Origin of the sequence: Pseudoduganella sp. UC29_106 (assembly GCF_044055365.1) — a bacterium.
Lineage (GTDB): Bacteria > Pseudomonadota > Gammaproteobacteria > Burkholderiales > Burkholderiaceae_D > Rugamonas.
The window spans coordinates 4,580,825-4,595,705 of record NZ_CP171977.1; the positions used below are offsets into that span (position 1 = coordinate 4,580,825).

The following is a 14,881-nucleotide window of genomic DNA, read 5'->3' on the forward strand; positions in this document are numbered from 1 at the left end:
GCGGAACACTGGAGAGAAAATGCCAACTAAAAGCATAGATGGCTTTGAGGTGGAGTTTACGGGCGAAAAGCTGGAGGGCACCGCGCAATGGGGAGCGTACGTTTCCATATTCGCTCCCTCCGCGAACCCGATGCACATGAATAATGTTTGCCCCAAACGACGCGTTTCAGCTGACCTCACCTTTCTGGATCAGCACGTTGCCGAGGCAGAAGCTGAACGCGCCGCGTCAATAATTCTGGACGAGCTTCGCAAGTAGCGCTATTGCATGAATGGTCCCCAGGCTGGCTCCTTGATATTGCCTGCCTGAGTGGTCAAGAGTTGTTTTACACGGCCGTCCACTGAGACCACAGCCAGCGATTTGCGATCACCGGCGCGGGTGGCATACATGATGTATTTGCCGTTGGGGGCAAAACTGGGAGATTCGTCGTCGGTGGCGTCGGAAAGACGCTGCTCCTGGCCGCTGGCCAGATCCAGCACGAACAGCTGGTAGTTGCCGTCACGGCGTGAGATATAAGCCGAGCGTCCTGCCGTCGGGCGAGATGCGCGGGCTGGTGTTGAAGCTACCTGTAAAGGTGAGGCGCTTGGCGTCGCTACCATCCGGGTTCATGCGGTAGATTTGCGGGCCGCCGCTACGGTCGCTCGTAAAGTAAATGCTCTGGCCGTCCGACGACCATCGCGGTTCGGTGTCGATGCCGGCACTGTTGGAAATACGGCGCAGGTTGCTGCCATCAGCGTTGACGGTGTAGACCTGATAGTGGCCGTCTTTCGACAGCGCCACCGCAAGCTTATCGCCGCCTGGCGCCCAGGCAGGCGCCGAATTGTTGCCTTTTTCATTTGCCACCACGGTGCGGGCGCGGGTGATCAGGTTTTGCACGTAGATCACGGGCTTTTTTTGCTCGAACGACACGTAGGCCACTTTGGTGCCATCCGGCGACCACGATGGAGAGATGATCGATTCGTTCGAGCGCAGCGCCAGCAGTTCGTTCTCGCCGTCGGCATCGGCGACCATCAGCAAGTGGTTGCGGCCTTCCTGCTTGACGTAGGACAGGCGGGTCGAGAACACGCCGCGGGTGCCGGTCAGCTTGAAGTACACGTCGTCGGCGATCAGGTGGGCTGACAGGCGGGTGAACTGGGCGGTAACGGACTTGTCCAGGTTGGAGATCCTGGTTTGCTTGATGGTGTCCAGAAGCTTGTAGCGCACGTCGTAGCGGCCGTCGGCTAAGGCGTCGACAGTGCCGACCACCAGTGCGTCGGCGCCCCTGGCTTTCCAGCCGCTGTAGTCGATGTTGTTGACGTCGTTGATGACGCCAGCGTCGATGATCTTGAAGGCGCCGCTGCGCTCCAGGTCGGCCTTGATGACTTCGGAAATCTTCTGCGGCGATACGCCTTCGTTGGCAAAGCCGGCCACGGCCACCGGGATCTGGTTGCTGCCAACGCCGGAAATCTCAATCCGCATCTGGGCGTGCAGGTTGCCTGTGATGGCGGCGATTACCAGACCGATGGGTAACAGATTTAGTTTTTTCATATCGGGGCATTTTTCCTTCAGCTTGGAGTCGATGGTAGGTCGGCGTTCCTACCGTGCCGCCATTTTCCTTTGGTAGCGCTACAGCCCAGTGTATCGGGATACGCGCCAGCCGAAAAGAGTCTAAAAATTGGAGCATGGAACGGGAAAGTAGTTCAATTTAGTCTTTTGGCGGTGAAAACCAGAGCGAATTAGACTTTGGCTCTCATTTTTGGGGCTGTTTTAGACTTTCGGATCCAGAATTGGGACCGAATTGGATCGAAACGGATCGATTTAGAGTGCTTTAGACCGGGTCGGGATTTTGCATACCCTTGCCAGCGGCGCGGCCAAGGGGCCGGAGGCGGCTCAAGCGCGGTGGCAAGGCCGCTGATAAAATGGCCAGATGCCTGCAATCCCCGCCCCCGTACAACGCCTCCTGCCTGACAGTTTCACCCTCGCTCTGCTGATAACTGTTGCCATTGCCACCATCCTGCCCTGCACTGGCGCGGTGGCGGTTGGATTCGGCCAGTTCACTGCCTTTGCCATCGGCGCCCTGTTCTTCCTGCACGGCGCGAAGCTGCCGCGCGAGGCGATTGTCGCGGGCCTGACGCACTGGCGCCTGCACCTGCTGGTCCTGAGCTGCACTTTCGTGATGTTTCCCTTGCTGGGACTGATGATCAAGCCGCTCGCGCTGGCCGTGATGGCGCCCGAGCTGTATGTGGGTATCCTTTTCCTGTGCATGCTGCCGTCGACGGTGCAATCGTCGATTGGCTTTACGGCGATGGGCAAAGGTAATGTGGCTGCGGCCGTGTGCAGCGCGTCAGCATCGAGCCTGCTGGGGATCTTCTTTACGCCGTTGCTGGTTGGGACGCTGGTAGTTAAAGGTTCTGTAGCGGGGCGCAGTGCGGCGGATACGGTGCTGCCGATTGTTTACCAACTACTGCTGCCCTTCGTTGCGGGACAGCTGCTGCGTCCAGCAATCGGCAAGTGGATCGACGGGCACAAGTCGATGCTCAAGTTCGTGGACCAGGGGTCGATTCTGTTGGTGGTTTATACGGCCTTTAGTGACGCGGTCACGGGCGGACTTTGGCATAAGGTGCCGTTGTCGTCGTTGGTGGCGCTGGTGATGGTGAGCTGCTTGCTGCTGGCTGTCGCGCTGGCGGCGACTGCGTGGTTGAGCCGGCGTTTCGGGTTTAGCCGCGAGGATGAGGTGACGATTGTGTTCTGCGGGTCGAAGAAGAGCCTGGCGAGCGGGGTGCCGATGGCGAAGGTGCTGTTTGCTTCGGGCTCGCTCGGGATGGTGATCTTGCCGCTGATGCTGTTTCATCAGATTCAGCTGATGGTTTGTGCGGTGCTGGCGCAAAAATTTGCGCGGGAGGGGTAGCTTGCTAAAACCAGAGGCGTGAACTGGTGCTCTGCCACGATGTGGCAGACACCTGCTTTGGGCCGTGGGTTCTTATGGCGTCGGCGGCGCGCGGAGGGGCGATCAGGCGATGCTGTGGTCGATGATGTGGCCGCGGTGGCCGATCAGTTGGACGAAGTCGTCGTGGCCGTGGGGGTGCGAGTCGGACGCGTAGGCGACGTCGGCGCCGCTGGTCACGGGGGCAGTGATCACGGAAGTCGAGGCCGACGCGGCGGCCGCGCCGGTCAGCGGCGTGGTGCTCAGGGTAATCGTCTTGTCCGCAAACTGTAGCAGTTCGATATTGCTTAACTTGTCCGCGCCATCGGCGCCGGTCACGTTCCAGGTCGAAGTGCCAGTGCGCAGCACGGTGTAAGCGGAGCTGAGGCCGTTGAAGACTGCCGTATCGAGGCCGCCGCCGCCGTTCAGCACGTCGTTGCCCTTGCCGCCTTCCAGCTTGTCTGCCACGGAAGTGCCGGTCAGCGTATCAGCCAGGCTGGTGCCGGTGAAATAACGGCCGCCGGTGGTGGAGTTCACGCCGTAGTTGCCGGCCAGGCCATCGCCGCCGTACAGCCACTTCAACGCAGCCACGTCGTACTCGCTGAAGGTCGAGTGCACGCCGCCCGCATGGGTGTAGGACATCAGCGTGTAGTTGGTATTCTCCTGCGCCGACGGCAGTCGAACGGTGCCTTCGAACGAATGTTTCAGGCCCAGCATGTGGCCGATTTCGTGCAGCAGGGTTTCATAGCCCTGGGTGCCTGCGCTCAGGTTGGCGTTCCATGCCAGCCCATTCCTTATTGTCCAGATAAACGAAGGACTGGGCGGCGAACTTCGTCACCGTCTGGTCGCCCATGTAGGAATAGCTGTACTTGGAGCTGGTGAGGCCGGTCGTGTTGGAGCCGTTGATGTTCGCGTTGGCAAAGTGCACTTGCGCCGACGAACCGGTAGCGGTTTCAACAAAATTAATGCCGGTCAGCTTGGACACATAGGTCATGGCGCTGCGGGCAGCCGCCTGTTGCGAAGCGCTGAATGCGGGACGGTCCGCTCAGCAGCGCGGCGTTGCCGCCTTCAGTGCCACTGCTGACGGAAAAAGTGTAATACAGGGTGTTGCCGCTGCCGGTCTGGTAATTCCAGTTTGGCAGATTGCCGAGCAAGGCGTCGATGTGGTTAAGGCCGGAAAGAGTGGTGCTGCGAACTTGGGAGACAGTTGCCATGGCTTTCGAGATCAAAGTCAGTCGGGAAGGCCAGTATTTCCCAGCTCATCAGCTAGGGTCAATCGTGTTTTCAATCGTGCGCGCATTTTGATACGGGACAACAAGTTTTCGCGCTGAAGCGAGCGATTTAACAGTGTTGCCCGTTGTTAGAAGTCGGCGACAAAATGTACACGTTTCGCTGCGGCAATTTAGGGGCGCTACCGCCCAACGCCTGCCCAGCGGGCGCCGCCAATTCCCCGGTGAGGAGGATGGTACACCGGGATATAATGTCGTCCTTCGGCCGCAGCGGCCATGCACCTGATCACATAACCCAATGATTACTCTCTACGGCATCCCCAACTGCGACACTGTCAAGAAAGCGCGCACCTGGCTCGCTGACCAGCAGCAGGACTTCAACTTCCATGACTTCAAGAAGCAGGGCCTGACCGCAGAACAGGTGAAGCACTGGCTGAATAGCGTGGACTGGGAAGTGCTGGTCAACAAAAGGGCACGACCTGGCGCGCCCGCAGCGACGAGCGCAAGGCGCAAATCGTCGATGCCAACAGCGCCATCGCGCTGATGCTGGAAAATCCGTCCGTGATCAAGCGCCCCGTGCTGCAGCGCGCGAACGGCAGCCACGTCGGCTTCTCGGACGCCCAATACCGCCAGATCTTCGGCCTGTGAGCGCCATGGAATCGCGCACCCTTCTCCTCGCTGAAAAACTGATCGGCCGCGAATCCGTCACGCCCGAGGACAAGGGCTGCCAGGACCAGCTGATCATGTTGCTAGAACCACTGGGCTTCAAGTGCGAGACCATCGTCTCCGGCGACGTTACCAACCTGTGGGCGCGCAAGGGCACGGAAAGCCCGCTGCTGGTCTTCGCCGGCCACACCGACGTGGTGCCGACAGGCCCGGTCGAGAAGTGGACCTCCGAGCCCTTCCTGCCCGCGATCCGCGACGGCAAGCTGTATGGCCGCGGCGCGGCCCGACATGAAAACCTCCATCGCCGCCATGGTGGTGGCCTGCGAGGAATTCATCGCGGCCCATCCCGGCCATAAGGGCTCGATCGCCTTCCTGATCACCAGCGATGAAGAAGGCCCGGCCACGGACGGCACGGTCGTCGTCTGCAACAAGCTGAAGGAACGCGGCGAAACTCTGGACTACTGCATCGTCGGCGAGCCGACGTCCGCCCAGACGCTGGGTGACATGATCAAGAACGGCCGCCGCGGCAGCCTGTCCGGCAAACCTGAATATCAAGGGCGTGCAAGGCCACATCGCTTATCCGCAACTGGCAAAGAACCCCATCCACATGGCCGCGCCCGCGCTGGCCGAGCTGGTGGCCGAAGTCTGGGACGAAGGCAACGAGTACTACCTGCCCACGTCCTGGCAGATGTCGAACATCAAGGGCGGCACGGGCGCGAACAATGTGATCCCGGGCGAGCTGCATATCGACTTCAACTTCCGCTTCTCCACCGCCAGCACGCACGAAAGCCTGCGCGAGCGCGTGCACGCCATCCTGGATAAGCACGGCCTCGAATACGATCTGGAATGGATTTTGAGCGGCCTGCCCTTCCTGACCCCACGCGGCACGCTGAGCACCGCGATCTGCGAGGCGATCAAGGACGAAACGGGCGTGGACACGGAACTCTCCACCACCGGCGGCACTTCGGACGGCCGCTTCATCGCCCGGATCTGCCCCCAGGTGATAGAATTTGCCCCCCGAATGCGAGCATCCACAAGATCGACGAACATGTCGAGGTGCGCTTCATCGATCCGCTGAAGAACATCTATCGCCGCACCCTCGAAAACCTCCTGCGCTGAGAATAACAATGGACACCACCCTGTACACCACGCCGCGCGACCTGCTGCGCCACGCCGTCACCCGTTTCAACACGGCCAAGCTGTTCTTCGGCCACGGCAGCGCCGAAGCCTTCGACGAAGCGGCTTACCTGATCCTGCACACCCTGAAGCTCCCGCTGGACAAGCTGGACCCCTTCCTCGATGCGCGCCTGCAGCCGGAAGAAGTGCAGCAGGTGCTGGCCGTGATCGAGCGCCGCGCCACCGAGCGCGTGCCGGCCGCCTACATCACCAATGAAGCCTGGCTGGGCACCTACAATTTCTACGTGGACGAGCGCACCATCGTGCCGCGTTCGTATATCGCGGAACTGATCCCGAATTACTTCGCGCCATGGGTCAACGAGCCGGAAGGCATTTTCGAACATCCTCGAACTGTGCACGGGCTCGGGCTGCCTCGCCATCATGATGGCGGATGCATTCCCGGATGCGGCGGTCGACGCCGTCGATATTTCTGGTGACGCGCTAGAGGTGGCGAAGCGCAATGTGGACACTTACGGCCTGCAAGACCGCGTGACGCTGGTCCAGTCGGACCTGTACTCCAACCTGCAGCCGAAGAAGTATGACCTGATCATCACCAATCCGCCGTACGTGAATTCGGGTTCGATGAAGAAGCTGCCGCAGGAATACCTGCACGAACCGCAACTCGCCCTCGATGGTGGCGCGGACGGCATGGACCTGGTGCGCAAGATCATCGCCGGCGCTGCCGAACGCCTGACCGACGATGGGCTGCTGATCGTTGAAATCGGCAACGAGAAGGAATTCGCGGAAGCGGCCTTCGGCCATCTGGGCCTGACCTGGCTGACCACCAGCCAGGGCGATGATATGGTGTTCCTGCTGACTGCGGATCAACTGAAGATTTAAGCGAGCCGCATGATCCTTTGAAAACCCACGGCATGAAGCTGGTGTCTGCCACATCGTGGCAGACACCTGGTTTAAGCCTCTGGTTTTAAATCTACCCATGATTAGACTGAGCAACGTAAGCCTGATGCGCGGCCTGAAGCCGCTGCTGGAAGGCGCCGACCTGACCCTGAACCCTGGCGACAAGATCGGCCTGATCGGCGCCAATGGCGCCGGCAAATCGAGCCTGTTCGCCATGCTGCGCGACGAACTGCATCCGGACCAGGGCAGCATCGACTTCCCCGCCAAATGGCGCATGGCCTACGTTGCGCAGGAACGCCGCCTCTGCCGCGCGCCGCCCTCGACTACGCCATCGACGGCGACGTGCACCTGCGCGAACTGCAGGCCGAACTGGCGCGCCTGGAAGCGCTGCCGGAGTCGCACGACAACGGCATCGCCATCGCCCATGTCCACACGGAGCTGGCCGATGCCGACGCCTACACGGCGCAATCGCGCGGCGAACAGCTGCTGCTGGGCCTCGGCTTCACGCTGGAGCAGATGCAGCAGCCCGTGGCCTCCTTCTCGGGCGGCTGGCGCATGCGCCTGAACCTGGCGCAGGCGCTGATGTCGCCGTCCGACCTGCTGCTGCTGGACGAACCGACCAACCACCTGGACCTGGATGCGATCATCTGGCTGGAAGACTGGCTGAAACGCTATCCCGGCACGCTGATCATCATTTCCCACGACCGCGATTTCCTCGACGAGATCGTGAACGTGATCGTGCACATCGACGACCGCAAGCTGAAACGCTACTCGGGCAACTACTCCGCCTTCGAGCGCCAGCGCGCCGCGCACCTGGTGCTGCAGCAGGCCGCCATCGAGAAGCAGCAGCGCGCCCGCGCCCACCTGCAATCCTTCATCGACCGCTTCAAGGCCAAGGCCACCAAGGCGCGCCAGGCACAGAGCCGCATGAAGCAGCTGGCGAAGATGGAAGAACTGGCGCCGCTGCGCGCGGCCGCTGAATTCTCCTTTGAGTTCCGCGACCCAGTGTCGGCGCCGAATCCGCTGCTGGTGATGGAAGACGTGGATGCCGGCTATCACACCGACCAGGGCGACAAGCTGATCGTCCGCAGCATCAACTTCTCGCTGCAGACGGGCCAGCGTATCGGCCTGCTGGGCGTGAACGGCGCCGGCAAGTCGACGCTGATCAAGACCATTGCGGGCGACCTGGAACCGCTGGCCGGCAAGGCCACCACCGGCAAGGGCCTGATCATCGGCTACTTCGCCCAGCACCAGGTAGAGATGCTGCGTCACGAGGAGTCGCCGCTGTGGCACTTGCAGAAGCTGGCGCCGACCACGCGCGAACAGGAGCTGCGCAATTTCCTCGGCAGCTTCAACTTCCCGGGCGATATGGTGACCAGCAAGATCGCGCCTTTCTCCGGCGGCGAGAAAGCCCGACTGGCGCTGGCCCTGATCGTGTGGCAGCGCCCTAACCTGCTGCTGCTGGACGAACCGACCAACCACCTGGACCTGGAAACCCGCGAAGCACTGACCGATGCGCTGGCCCAGTTCGAGGGCACGCTGGTGGTCGTGTCGCACGACCGCCATCTGCTGCGCGCCACCACCGAGCAGTTCATCATCGTCGAGAGCGGACGCCTGCGCGAATTCGATGGCGACCTCGATGACTATAAGGACTGGCTGTTCCAGACCAAGCTGGCCAAGCCGGCGCCTGGCGCGGCTCCAGCGTCTGCGCCAGCCGGCGGCAACGGGGCCGAAGCGAGCGCGGAAGCCGCGCCGGTGTCGGCGGCGGACCGCAAGGAGCAGAAGCGCCTGGAAGCGGAGCAGCGCCAGCGCCTGTCCGCCCAGCGCAAGCCGCTGGAGAATCGGCTGAAGAAGGTCGAAGATCTGATGGCCAAGCGCGGCGCGCAGAAGTCGGATATCGATGCGGCGCTGGGCGATCCTGCCATCTATGATGCGGAGAACAAGCCTAAGCTCAAGACTTTGTTGGCGGACCAGGTCGAATGCGCGAAGGAGCTGGAGGCGCTGGAGATGGAGTGGCTGGAGTTGCACGAACAGTTGGAGGCGCTGGCGGCATAAGCACGGCGGATCAAAACGATCCGCCCTACGCTGTATCGTGACGCATGCTGTCAGCCGGCGCGTAGGGCGGATCGTATGGGGGCCGCCGAGGCCCGCCGTAGTTGCGCTGCCTTTATCGCCATCAGTTTGTCGATGTCGAGTACGATCATGCGCCGCGCGCCCTGCGCGCCGATGCCGAGCAAATAATCCACATCCTTGCCCACGCTCCCGAACGGCAAGATCTCTTCCGGCGCCAGCGTAACGATATCGCTCACGCCATCAGTCACCATGCCCATCACACAGGTGGAAAGCTTGAGAATGATGACATCCGTCCGCGGATCATGCTGCGGCGGACGCGGTCCGAACGCTACGCGCATGTCGACGATCGGCATGATCATCCCGTGCGACAAGGCCACGCCAGGCACCAGTTCTCCGCCCGACGCGACCCGTTCGAGCGACTTCAGTGGACGCAGTTCCCGCACGCGGTCGTAATCCAGCGCATATTCAAGGCCGCCGAGACGGAAGGTCAGGTATTGCCGCAGCCCGGTATCCACGACCGGCGCGCGATCTGGCTTAGTCGATTGCATGATGATCCTTTCTTCGCAGCATGTGGCTGAATCATCGTACCGTTATGCAACACTGCCTGCGTTGAGCGGCCTCAATCATTGCCGCCTGGGCTACAATGCGGCCAAGACTGTCCTCAGGGGAAACCACAGCAATGTACGAATGGCTCAGGCGCCTGCTAGCCCGCCACGCATCCGGCCCCGCCACAGCCGCCGGGCTCCCAGCGTCCTCCGCGCGCGCGGAATCCGCTCCTGCCGGCGCGCTGTCCGCCGACTGGTCCGCGGCGGCGCAAGACGTGCCGCTGGCAGCGCCCGCCGCGCAGCTATCGCCAGCGACCGAAGGCGGCCCCGATTTCGCACAGCGCGACCTGGTCAACACAGCCTTCAACCACTGGCTCTTCGCCCTCCAGCACGAAGACCAGCTGGACCTGAACGAAGCCGAAGCCCGCGTGCTGAAGCAGCTTGAGGATGCCGCAAGCAACGGCCGTACCGCCGCCGACATGCTGCGCCGTATGCCCGGCCTGATTCCCCAGCTGCTGCAAACCCTGCGCAGCGAAAACTTCGCCGGCGCCGAGATCGCCAGGAAAATCTCGAGCGACGTAGTGCTGGTAGCCGCCGTCACACGCCTCGCCAGCAACGCCATCAAGCAGCCCGGCGGCGAAGCCGCAACGATAGGCAGCGTGGAGCACGCGGTGATCGTGATCGGACAGGAAGGCTTGCGCCAGCTGATCACGTCCGTCGCCTTCCGCCCCATCATCGACCTGAACTCCGGTTATTACACCAAGCTGCTAGCGCCGCGCATCTGGGAGCAGTCCGAGCGCGCCGCCGTGGCGTGCCGCATGCTGGCGCCCGAATTCGGCGCCGATCCATTCGAAGCCTTCCTCGCTGGGCTCGTGCAGAACGCCGGCCTGCAAACGGCGCTGCGCCTGATGGACCAGGTGGCGGGCGAAAGCCGTTCGCTGGGCAGCACCATCTTCTGCGCCCGCCTGGCGCGCCTGGGCCGACTGATCTCGGCCGGCATCGCTGAAGAGTGGCGCTTCCGTCCACCATCGTGGACGCGATCCGCGAACAGGACGAAATGAGAAAAGGCGCCCTACTGTCGCCGATGGGGCGCGTGCTCGCGCTGGGCGACTACCTGGGAAAGATCAAACTATCGTCCGAACACGGCGCCATCGACGAAATGGAAGGCAACCTGTTCGACCGCCTGCCGCTGGGCGCCATGCCCTGCTACGCCGCGCTGTCCGCGATCAGTTAAGGTCCGCGGTCGCGCTCCAGTCGACCGCGCCAAAAGCCCCGCTGAACAGCGGCGCATCCGCAGCCACGGCCGCCCGCAGCCGCGCCTTCACTTCCTTCGGCGTGTAATGGTAGGCCGGCCCAAGGTCCGGATTGAAGACCGTCTTGCGCACCACCGTATCGCCGGTGATATGGCGTATCGTGCAGCGCGCCGTGCCGATCACACTCAGCTTCTGCTTCTGCACCAGCGCGACCTGCTCCTCCATCTGTTGCTGCTGCACGCGCGCTTCCTTTACCGCCAGCGAGAGCTTGCCGACAACGCGCAGTGAAGGCCCCACCTGCACCGCCATCTTCTCGAACAGCGGCAGCTGCTCCGCCGTCAGCGCCACCTCCTGTTTGCGCACCTTGCTCGCCAGCGTCAGGTAATTGCGCACATCCGGTTCGCCGGTGATCGCATCGAGCTCCGCCTGTCGCTTGTCGGCCTGCGCTGCGAACTGCGCCGCCTTCTGGCGCAGCTCCTGCATCTTCTGGTCGTACTTGACCGTATCCGGCACCAGCACATGCACCAGCATCTCGGCCTGCTTGCGCGGGCCTGCATTCTCGATCTCCACCTTGCGCGCCGCGACCGCGCAGCCTTCGCAGACGCGGATCAGCACTTCGTCCGCCATGATCTCGCAGTTGTAGGCTTCCGTTATCACCACGCGGGTGCCTGTGATCACGCAATTCTGCGCCTTGTTCAGCACCACCTCGCCATTCTTCGTCTGCACGACCGCGCCCGAGGCCACGCCCTTGACGCGAATATCGCCATCCGCATTGCTGGCCGAGCCGCCCATCAGGTTCTTTTGCAGCGAGATCGAACCGCCGCGCGAACTGATGTTGCCGAACACATCGCCATGCACCGTGATGTTCAGGCCTTCGACCAGGCGCTGTTCCTGCACGTCGCCGAATTCCTCGAACTCGCCCTTCAATTGCAGGTTGCCCGTGGTGCGCACGCTCACGCCTTCGCGGCTGATGATCTTGGGGCCGATCGAAATGCGCTTCGACGAACTGTCCACGTTCAGGAAGCCTTCCACGGAGGACACCAGGTAATCGTCGCCATCGATATGCTCGACCACCGTGCCCTCGCCGGCCACGCTGGACATCTCCAGGTCGCGCGGCGCCGGCGGCTCCAGCACGATGCCGGACAGCTCGAAGCCGCGCACGCCCGGCGTCGGCGGCTCCTTCTTCAGCAGCCGGGTGCGGGCCGGCACCTGCGGGAAGCGGTTCTGGAAAGTGTGCAGATCGAAGCGGCCATTGGCCAGCATGCGCGGCGCGTTCGAGCGGTGGATGTCTCGGAGACTTCGACGATGGCCGCGTCGCGCCCCGGTGCGGGCGGCAGCTTGCGCGCCACCACCAGCCGCACCGGCTTGCCGGAAGCGATGGCTTCCTTCACGACCGGCGCATCGATGCCGAAGCGTATGCCCTTGACCCACATATCGGCCACGAACTCGCCGAAATCGAGCTGCGCCTGCTGGGCAGCCTGCCCCTCCACTTCAACGAACACCGGCTCGAAGTAATACTCCGCCTCGCCGTTCACGATGCGCACGGATTTGTACAGGTCGCGCCGGTCAGGGTTGAATGGCAGGATATTGTCCGCAAAGCGCAGCAGCGGCTGGCCCTTGATGCCATCCGGGAGCTCAGGGCCGGCATTGTAAAGCGCGCGCAGGAACACGCCATAATCCAGTCCGGAGAAGTAAGCGCTGGACAGATACACCTGGTTAACCGCCGCCTGGAGCAGCGCTGCCGGCGCATCGGCCTTGAAATAAATTTCGTCTTCGCGCTGGACCAGTGATGAGGGCAGCTCGCCCGTAGACTGGCCGGCCGCTGAAGCATCATGAAACACTTGCGCCCCCGTGCCAGTTCACAGCGCCGCTGCTGTCCGTGAACAGTGTCTCGCTATCCAGCCTCGGCCCGCGCAGCATGGCCTTGTAGTCCTTGGACGGCAAGTCATACGCCGCAGCCGCCGCATCGGTGAGCGGGATGGTGCGCACCAGCGTATCTCCATCCACCATCTTGATCGTGCAGGACGAGCGGGCCGCCGCGTCGCGCTTGAGCGCTTCCAGTTCGCCGCGCCGTTTGGCTGCCTGTTCCTGCCTGACTTCAGCTGTCTTGATAGCCTGGATCAGGATGCCGACCTGCTTCATCTGCGGCGCCACCGAAGACGCCAGCTTCTTCAACTGCGGTACCTGCGCTGGCGTCAGCTGCAGCTCGCCCTTGCGCAGGCGATCGGCCAGCGCCAGATAGGTGCGCACTTCCGCCTGCGCCGCCAGCGCGCGGCATGCTCGGTTTTCAGCTTGTCCAGTTCCGCTGCCAGCGCAGCATCCTGCTCGGCCAGCGCGGCCAGTTCCTTGTCATGGCCGCTGACGTCCTTCACCTGCACGTATACGAGCATCTCACTGTTCCTGCGCGGACCCGCGCTTTCGATTTCCACGCGGCGGCCGGAAACGGCGCAGCCCACAGCCAGTTCGATGGTCACCTCGTCGCCAAAGATCTCGCAGTTGGACGCCTCGGCGATCACGATCTTCGAGCCCGTGATCACGCAGCTCTGGCGCGGCCTTCGATGCGCACTTCGCCGCCAGGGCACTGGATGCTGGAGCCGGAGGCCACGCCGACAATGCGGATGGTGCCGCCGGCGCTCGCCACGCTGCCGCCAACGAGGTTGCGGCCCAGGACCACCGCCCCGCCGCTGGATTTGATATTGCCGTACACATCGCCGTGGACCGTGATGTCGCTGCCGATCACGTCGCGCAGTTCCTGCACGTCGCCAAATTCCTCGAAGGCGCCCATCAGCTCCAGGTTGCCCGTGGTGCGGCCGCTGACGCCTTCGCGACTCACGATCTTCTCGCTGACGGAGATCTGGCCGCTCTTGGTATCGACATTCAGGAAGCCGTCCTGGTTCGCGACCAGGAATTCGCCCTCGGGTTCGCGCACGATCAGCGTGCCCGCGCCGGCGTAGCGGCTGAAGTTCACGTCCGCCGGCTGATTGGGCGGGATTGGCGCGCCCGATATCTCGCGTCCCTGCTCGCCCGGCGCACCGGGCAGCTTCTGCAGCAGGCGCTGGCCGTGCTTCATTTGCGGGAAGCGGTTCTGGAAGCTGGTAAGGTCCACGCGTCCATCGGACCTTTCGCGCGGCGCATTGCTGCGATGGAGGTCGCGCGACACTTCCACGACCTGAGCATCGATGGCCGGAGAGGGGTTCCAGCCGGCGCGCAGCTGTTCTGTACGTTCGCCACGCGGATTGGCCATCGCAGCCCGTACCGCCGCCTCCTGGAGGCCGAAGCGCACGCCTTTGCTCCACAAATCGGCCACGAATTCATCGAAGTCCAGGGACACCGGCCGCTCCGGCAGCAGCGTCCCATCAGACAGTTCTTCCGCTTCGAGGAACTGCGGCTCGAAGAAGTATTCGGCATCGCCGTCCACGATTTTCACGGCCGGTACAGGGCTTTGCGTTTGGGATCGAAGGGCTGCACACGGTCGGCCACGCGCACCAGCATCTCCGGATGCGGCGGCAGCTCAGGCCCCGCGCCATACTAGCAGCTTGCTGAAGGCGGATAGTTCAGGCCCGCCAGCAAATGGCCGGAGGCGAACACGCGGTCGACGGTGGAAAGCAAAGCAGGCGTGGCGAGGCGTGCGTCCAGATAGACGCCATCGTCCCTGCCGAGCAAACCTTCCATTTGTAGGCCGTCTTGCGACATAAAAACCCTCCAGCTGCCATCTTGCACACATGGCAAAGCAATGTCTTGCGAGCAATCAATATTACACGCAAAACATGAAAACTGTTGAGATTTTCTGTCGAAGCAATTAACGTCTTGGGGGCAAAGCATACACTTCCTGGCCCGCCTCATTAATCTGGCGGCGCAGGTCGCGACGTTCATCGGGCGTCATGCGGCCGATGCGGCGATTCATTTCGGCGTTATTGCTGCTCTCTTCCATCATACGCCGCTGTTCTTCGGCGCGGGCTTCGAAAGAGCGCGGGTCGCGCGCATCGCCCCAGCGGCTGTCGCGGTAATCACGCGAGTTGCGCTCTTTTTGGGCGGGGGGATTGTTGGGAGGATCACCAGCGGCCAGGGCGCTCGCGGCCAGCAAGGAGCAGCATAGGAAGCAGCATGCGGCGATCGACGCGGCGACCACACCAGCCTTGCTCTTCATCGGGTTGACTGCCTCGTTCATTGCCGTTCCTCGT

Annotated in this window: 15 protein-coding genes and 5 pseudogenes; 8 read left to right on the top strand and 12 right to left on the bottom strand. The window is 62.6% G+C overall.

Features of this window, described 5'->3' with window-relative positions:
* Positions 1 to 19 precede the first annotated feature (19 nt).
* Entirely contained in the window at positions 20 to 256 is a 237-nt protein-coding gene (locus ACHMW6_RS22885; RefSeq protein WP_395400188.1) for a hypothetical protein, read from the top strand.
* A 2-nt stretch (positions 257 to 258) separates the two neighbouring features.
* Here the strand turns inward: ACHMW6_RS22885 and tolB are convergent.
* Positions 259 to 1,525: pseudogene (gene tolB / locus ACHMW6_RS22890) on the bottom strand (Tol-Pal system beta propeller repeat protein TolB).
* A gap of 379 nt (positions 1,526 to 1,904) precedes the next feature.
* Here tolB and ACHMW6_RS22895 point away from each other — a divergent pair.
* Complete coding sequence (locus tag ACHMW6_RS22895; protein WP_395400190.1) at positions 1,905 to 2,885, top strand: bile acid:sodium symporter family protein; 981 nt, start codon at positions 1,905 to 1,907, stop codon at positions 2,883 to 2,885.
* Positions 2,886 to 2,987: 102 nt separating this feature from the next.
* Here ACHMW6_RS22895 and ACHMW6_RS22900 read toward each other — a convergent pair whose 3' ends face one another.
* From ACHMW6_RS22900 to ACHMW6_RS22910, 3 genes are read right to left on the bottom strand one after another with little or no spacing between them, the layout of a single operon-like run.
* Entirely contained in the window at positions 2,988 to 3,617 is a 630-nt protein-coding gene (locus tag ACHMW6_RS22900; protein ID WP_395400192.1) for a hypothetical protein, read from the bottom strand.
* Between the two features lie 25 nt (positions 3,618 to 3,642).
* Positions 3,643 to 3,894 (bottom strand): hypothetical protein, encoded by a 252-nt coding sequence (locus tag ACHMW6_RS22905; protein ID WP_395400194.1) that lies wholly within the window; start codon positions 3,892 to 3,894, stop codon positions 3,643 to 3,645.
* Positions 3,863 to 4,129: a hypothetical protein gene (locus tag ACHMW6_RS22910; RefSeq protein WP_395400196.1), complete on the bottom strand. Its 267-nt coding sequence runs from the start codon at positions 4,127 to 4,129 to the stop codon at positions 3,863 to 3,865. The genes ACHMW6_RS22905 and ACHMW6_RS22910 overlap by 32 nt, the downstream gene beginning before the upstream one ends.
* Before the next feature lie 298 nt (positions 4,130 to 4,427).
* Here ACHMW6_RS22910 and ACHMW6_RS22915 point away from each other — a divergent pair.
* The 4 pseudogenes from ACHMW6_RS22915 (at position 4,428) to ACHMW6_RS22930 (ending at position 8,884) form a co-directional block, all read left to right on the top strand.
* Positions 4,428 to 4,777, top strand: a pseudogene (locus ACHMW6_RS22915) (ArsC family reductase).
* 5 nt (positions 4,778 to 4,782) lie between these two features.
* Positions 4,783 to 5,914, top strand: a pseudogene (dapE, locus tag ACHMW6_RS22920) (succinyl-diaminopimelate desuccinylase).
* 8 nt (positions 5,915 to 5,922) lie between these two features.
* A pseudogene (gene prmB, locus ACHMW6_RS22925) lies at positions 5,923 to 6,811 on the top strand (50S ribosomal protein L3 N(5)-glutamine methyltransferase).
* A gap of 97 nt (positions 6,812 to 6,908) precedes the next feature.
* Positions 6,909 to 8,884, top strand: a pseudogene (locus ACHMW6_RS22930) (ATP-binding cassette domain-containing protein).
* Between the two features lie 50 nt (positions 8,885 to 8,934).
* Here ACHMW6_RS22930 and ACHMW6_RS22935 read toward each other — a convergent pair.
* Positions 8,935 to 9,450, bottom strand: coding sequence for a chemotaxis protein CheW (locus tag ACHMW6_RS22935; protein WP_395400198.1), 516 nt, complete (start codon positions 9,448 to 9,450; stop codon positions 8,935 to 8,937).
* Positions 9,451 to 9,581: 131 nt separating this feature from the next.
* Between ACHMW6_RS22935 and ACHMW6_RS22940 the strand changes: the two genes are divergently transcribed.
* On the top strand, positions 9,582 to 10,508 hold the full coding sequence (locus ACHMW6_RS22940; protein ID WP_395400199.1) for an HDOD domain-containing protein: 927 nt from the start codon (positions 9,582 to 9,584) through the stop codon (positions 10,506 to 10,508).
* The gene (locus ACHMW6_RS22945; protein WP_395400201.1) at positions 10,505 to 10,681 is read left to right on the top strand and encodes a hypothetical protein; all 177 of its coding nucleotides are present in this window, start codon (positions 10,505 to 10,507) and stop codon (positions 10,679 to 10,681) included. The genes ACHMW6_RS22940 and ACHMW6_RS22945 overlap by 4 nt, the downstream gene beginning before the upstream one ends.
* Here ACHMW6_RS22945 and ACHMW6_RS22950 read toward each other — a convergent pair.
* The 7 genes from ACHMW6_RS22950 to ACHMW6_RS22980 all read right to left on the bottom strand — a co-directional run bounded on the left by ACHMW6_RS22950 (position 10,674) and on the right by ACHMW6_RS22980 (position 14,868).
* A complete protein-coding gene (locus ACHMW6_RS22950; protein ID WP_395400203.1) occupies positions 10,674 to 11,963 on the bottom strand; it encodes a flagellar assembly protein A in 1,290 nt (429 codons plus the stop codon). The genes ACHMW6_RS22945 and ACHMW6_RS22950 overlap by 8 nt on opposite strands.
* Positions 11,885 to 12,541, bottom strand: coding sequence for a hypothetical protein (locus ACHMW6_RS22955; protein WP_395400205.1), 657 nt, complete (start codon positions 12,539 to 12,541; stop codon positions 11,885 to 11,887). Before ACHMW6_RS22955 ends, ACHMW6_RS22950 begins: the two co-directional genes overlap by 79 nt.
* On the bottom strand, positions 12,531 to 12,950 hold the full coding sequence (locus tag ACHMW6_RS22960; RefSeq protein WP_395400207.1) for a hypothetical protein: 420 nt from the start codon (positions 12,948 to 12,950) through the stop codon (positions 12,531 to 12,533). Before ACHMW6_RS22960 ends, ACHMW6_RS22955 begins: the two co-directional genes overlap by 11 nt.
* Positions 12,896 to 13,237: a hypothetical protein gene (locus ACHMW6_RS22965; RefSeq protein ID WP_395400209.1), complete on the bottom strand. Its 342-nt coding sequence runs from the start codon at positions 13,235 to 13,237 to the stop codon at positions 12,896 to 12,898. The genes ACHMW6_RS22960 and ACHMW6_RS22965 overlap by 55 nt, the downstream gene beginning before the upstream one ends.
* On the bottom strand, positions 13,234 to 14,127 hold the full coding sequence (locus ACHMW6_RS22970) for a flagellar assembly protein A (RefSeq protein ID WP_395400211.1): 894 nt from the start codon (positions 14,125 to 14,127) through the stop codon (positions 13,234 to 13,236). The genes ACHMW6_RS22965 and ACHMW6_RS22970 overlap by 4 nt, the downstream gene beginning before the upstream one ends.
* Before the next feature lie 101 nt (positions 14,128 to 14,228).
* Complete coding sequence (locus tag ACHMW6_RS22975; protein ID WP_395400213.1) at positions 14,229 to 14,393, bottom strand: hypothetical protein; 165 nt, start codon at positions 14,391 to 14,393, stop codon at positions 14,229 to 14,231.
* A 106-nt stretch (positions 14,394 to 14,499) separates the two neighbouring features.
* Positions 14,500 to 14,868: a hypothetical protein gene (locus ACHMW6_RS22980; protein WP_395400215.1), complete on the bottom strand. Its 369-nt coding sequence runs from the start codon at positions 14,866 to 14,868 to the stop codon at positions 14,500 to 14,502.
* Between the last annotated feature and the right edge of the window lie 13 nt (positions 14,869 to 14,881).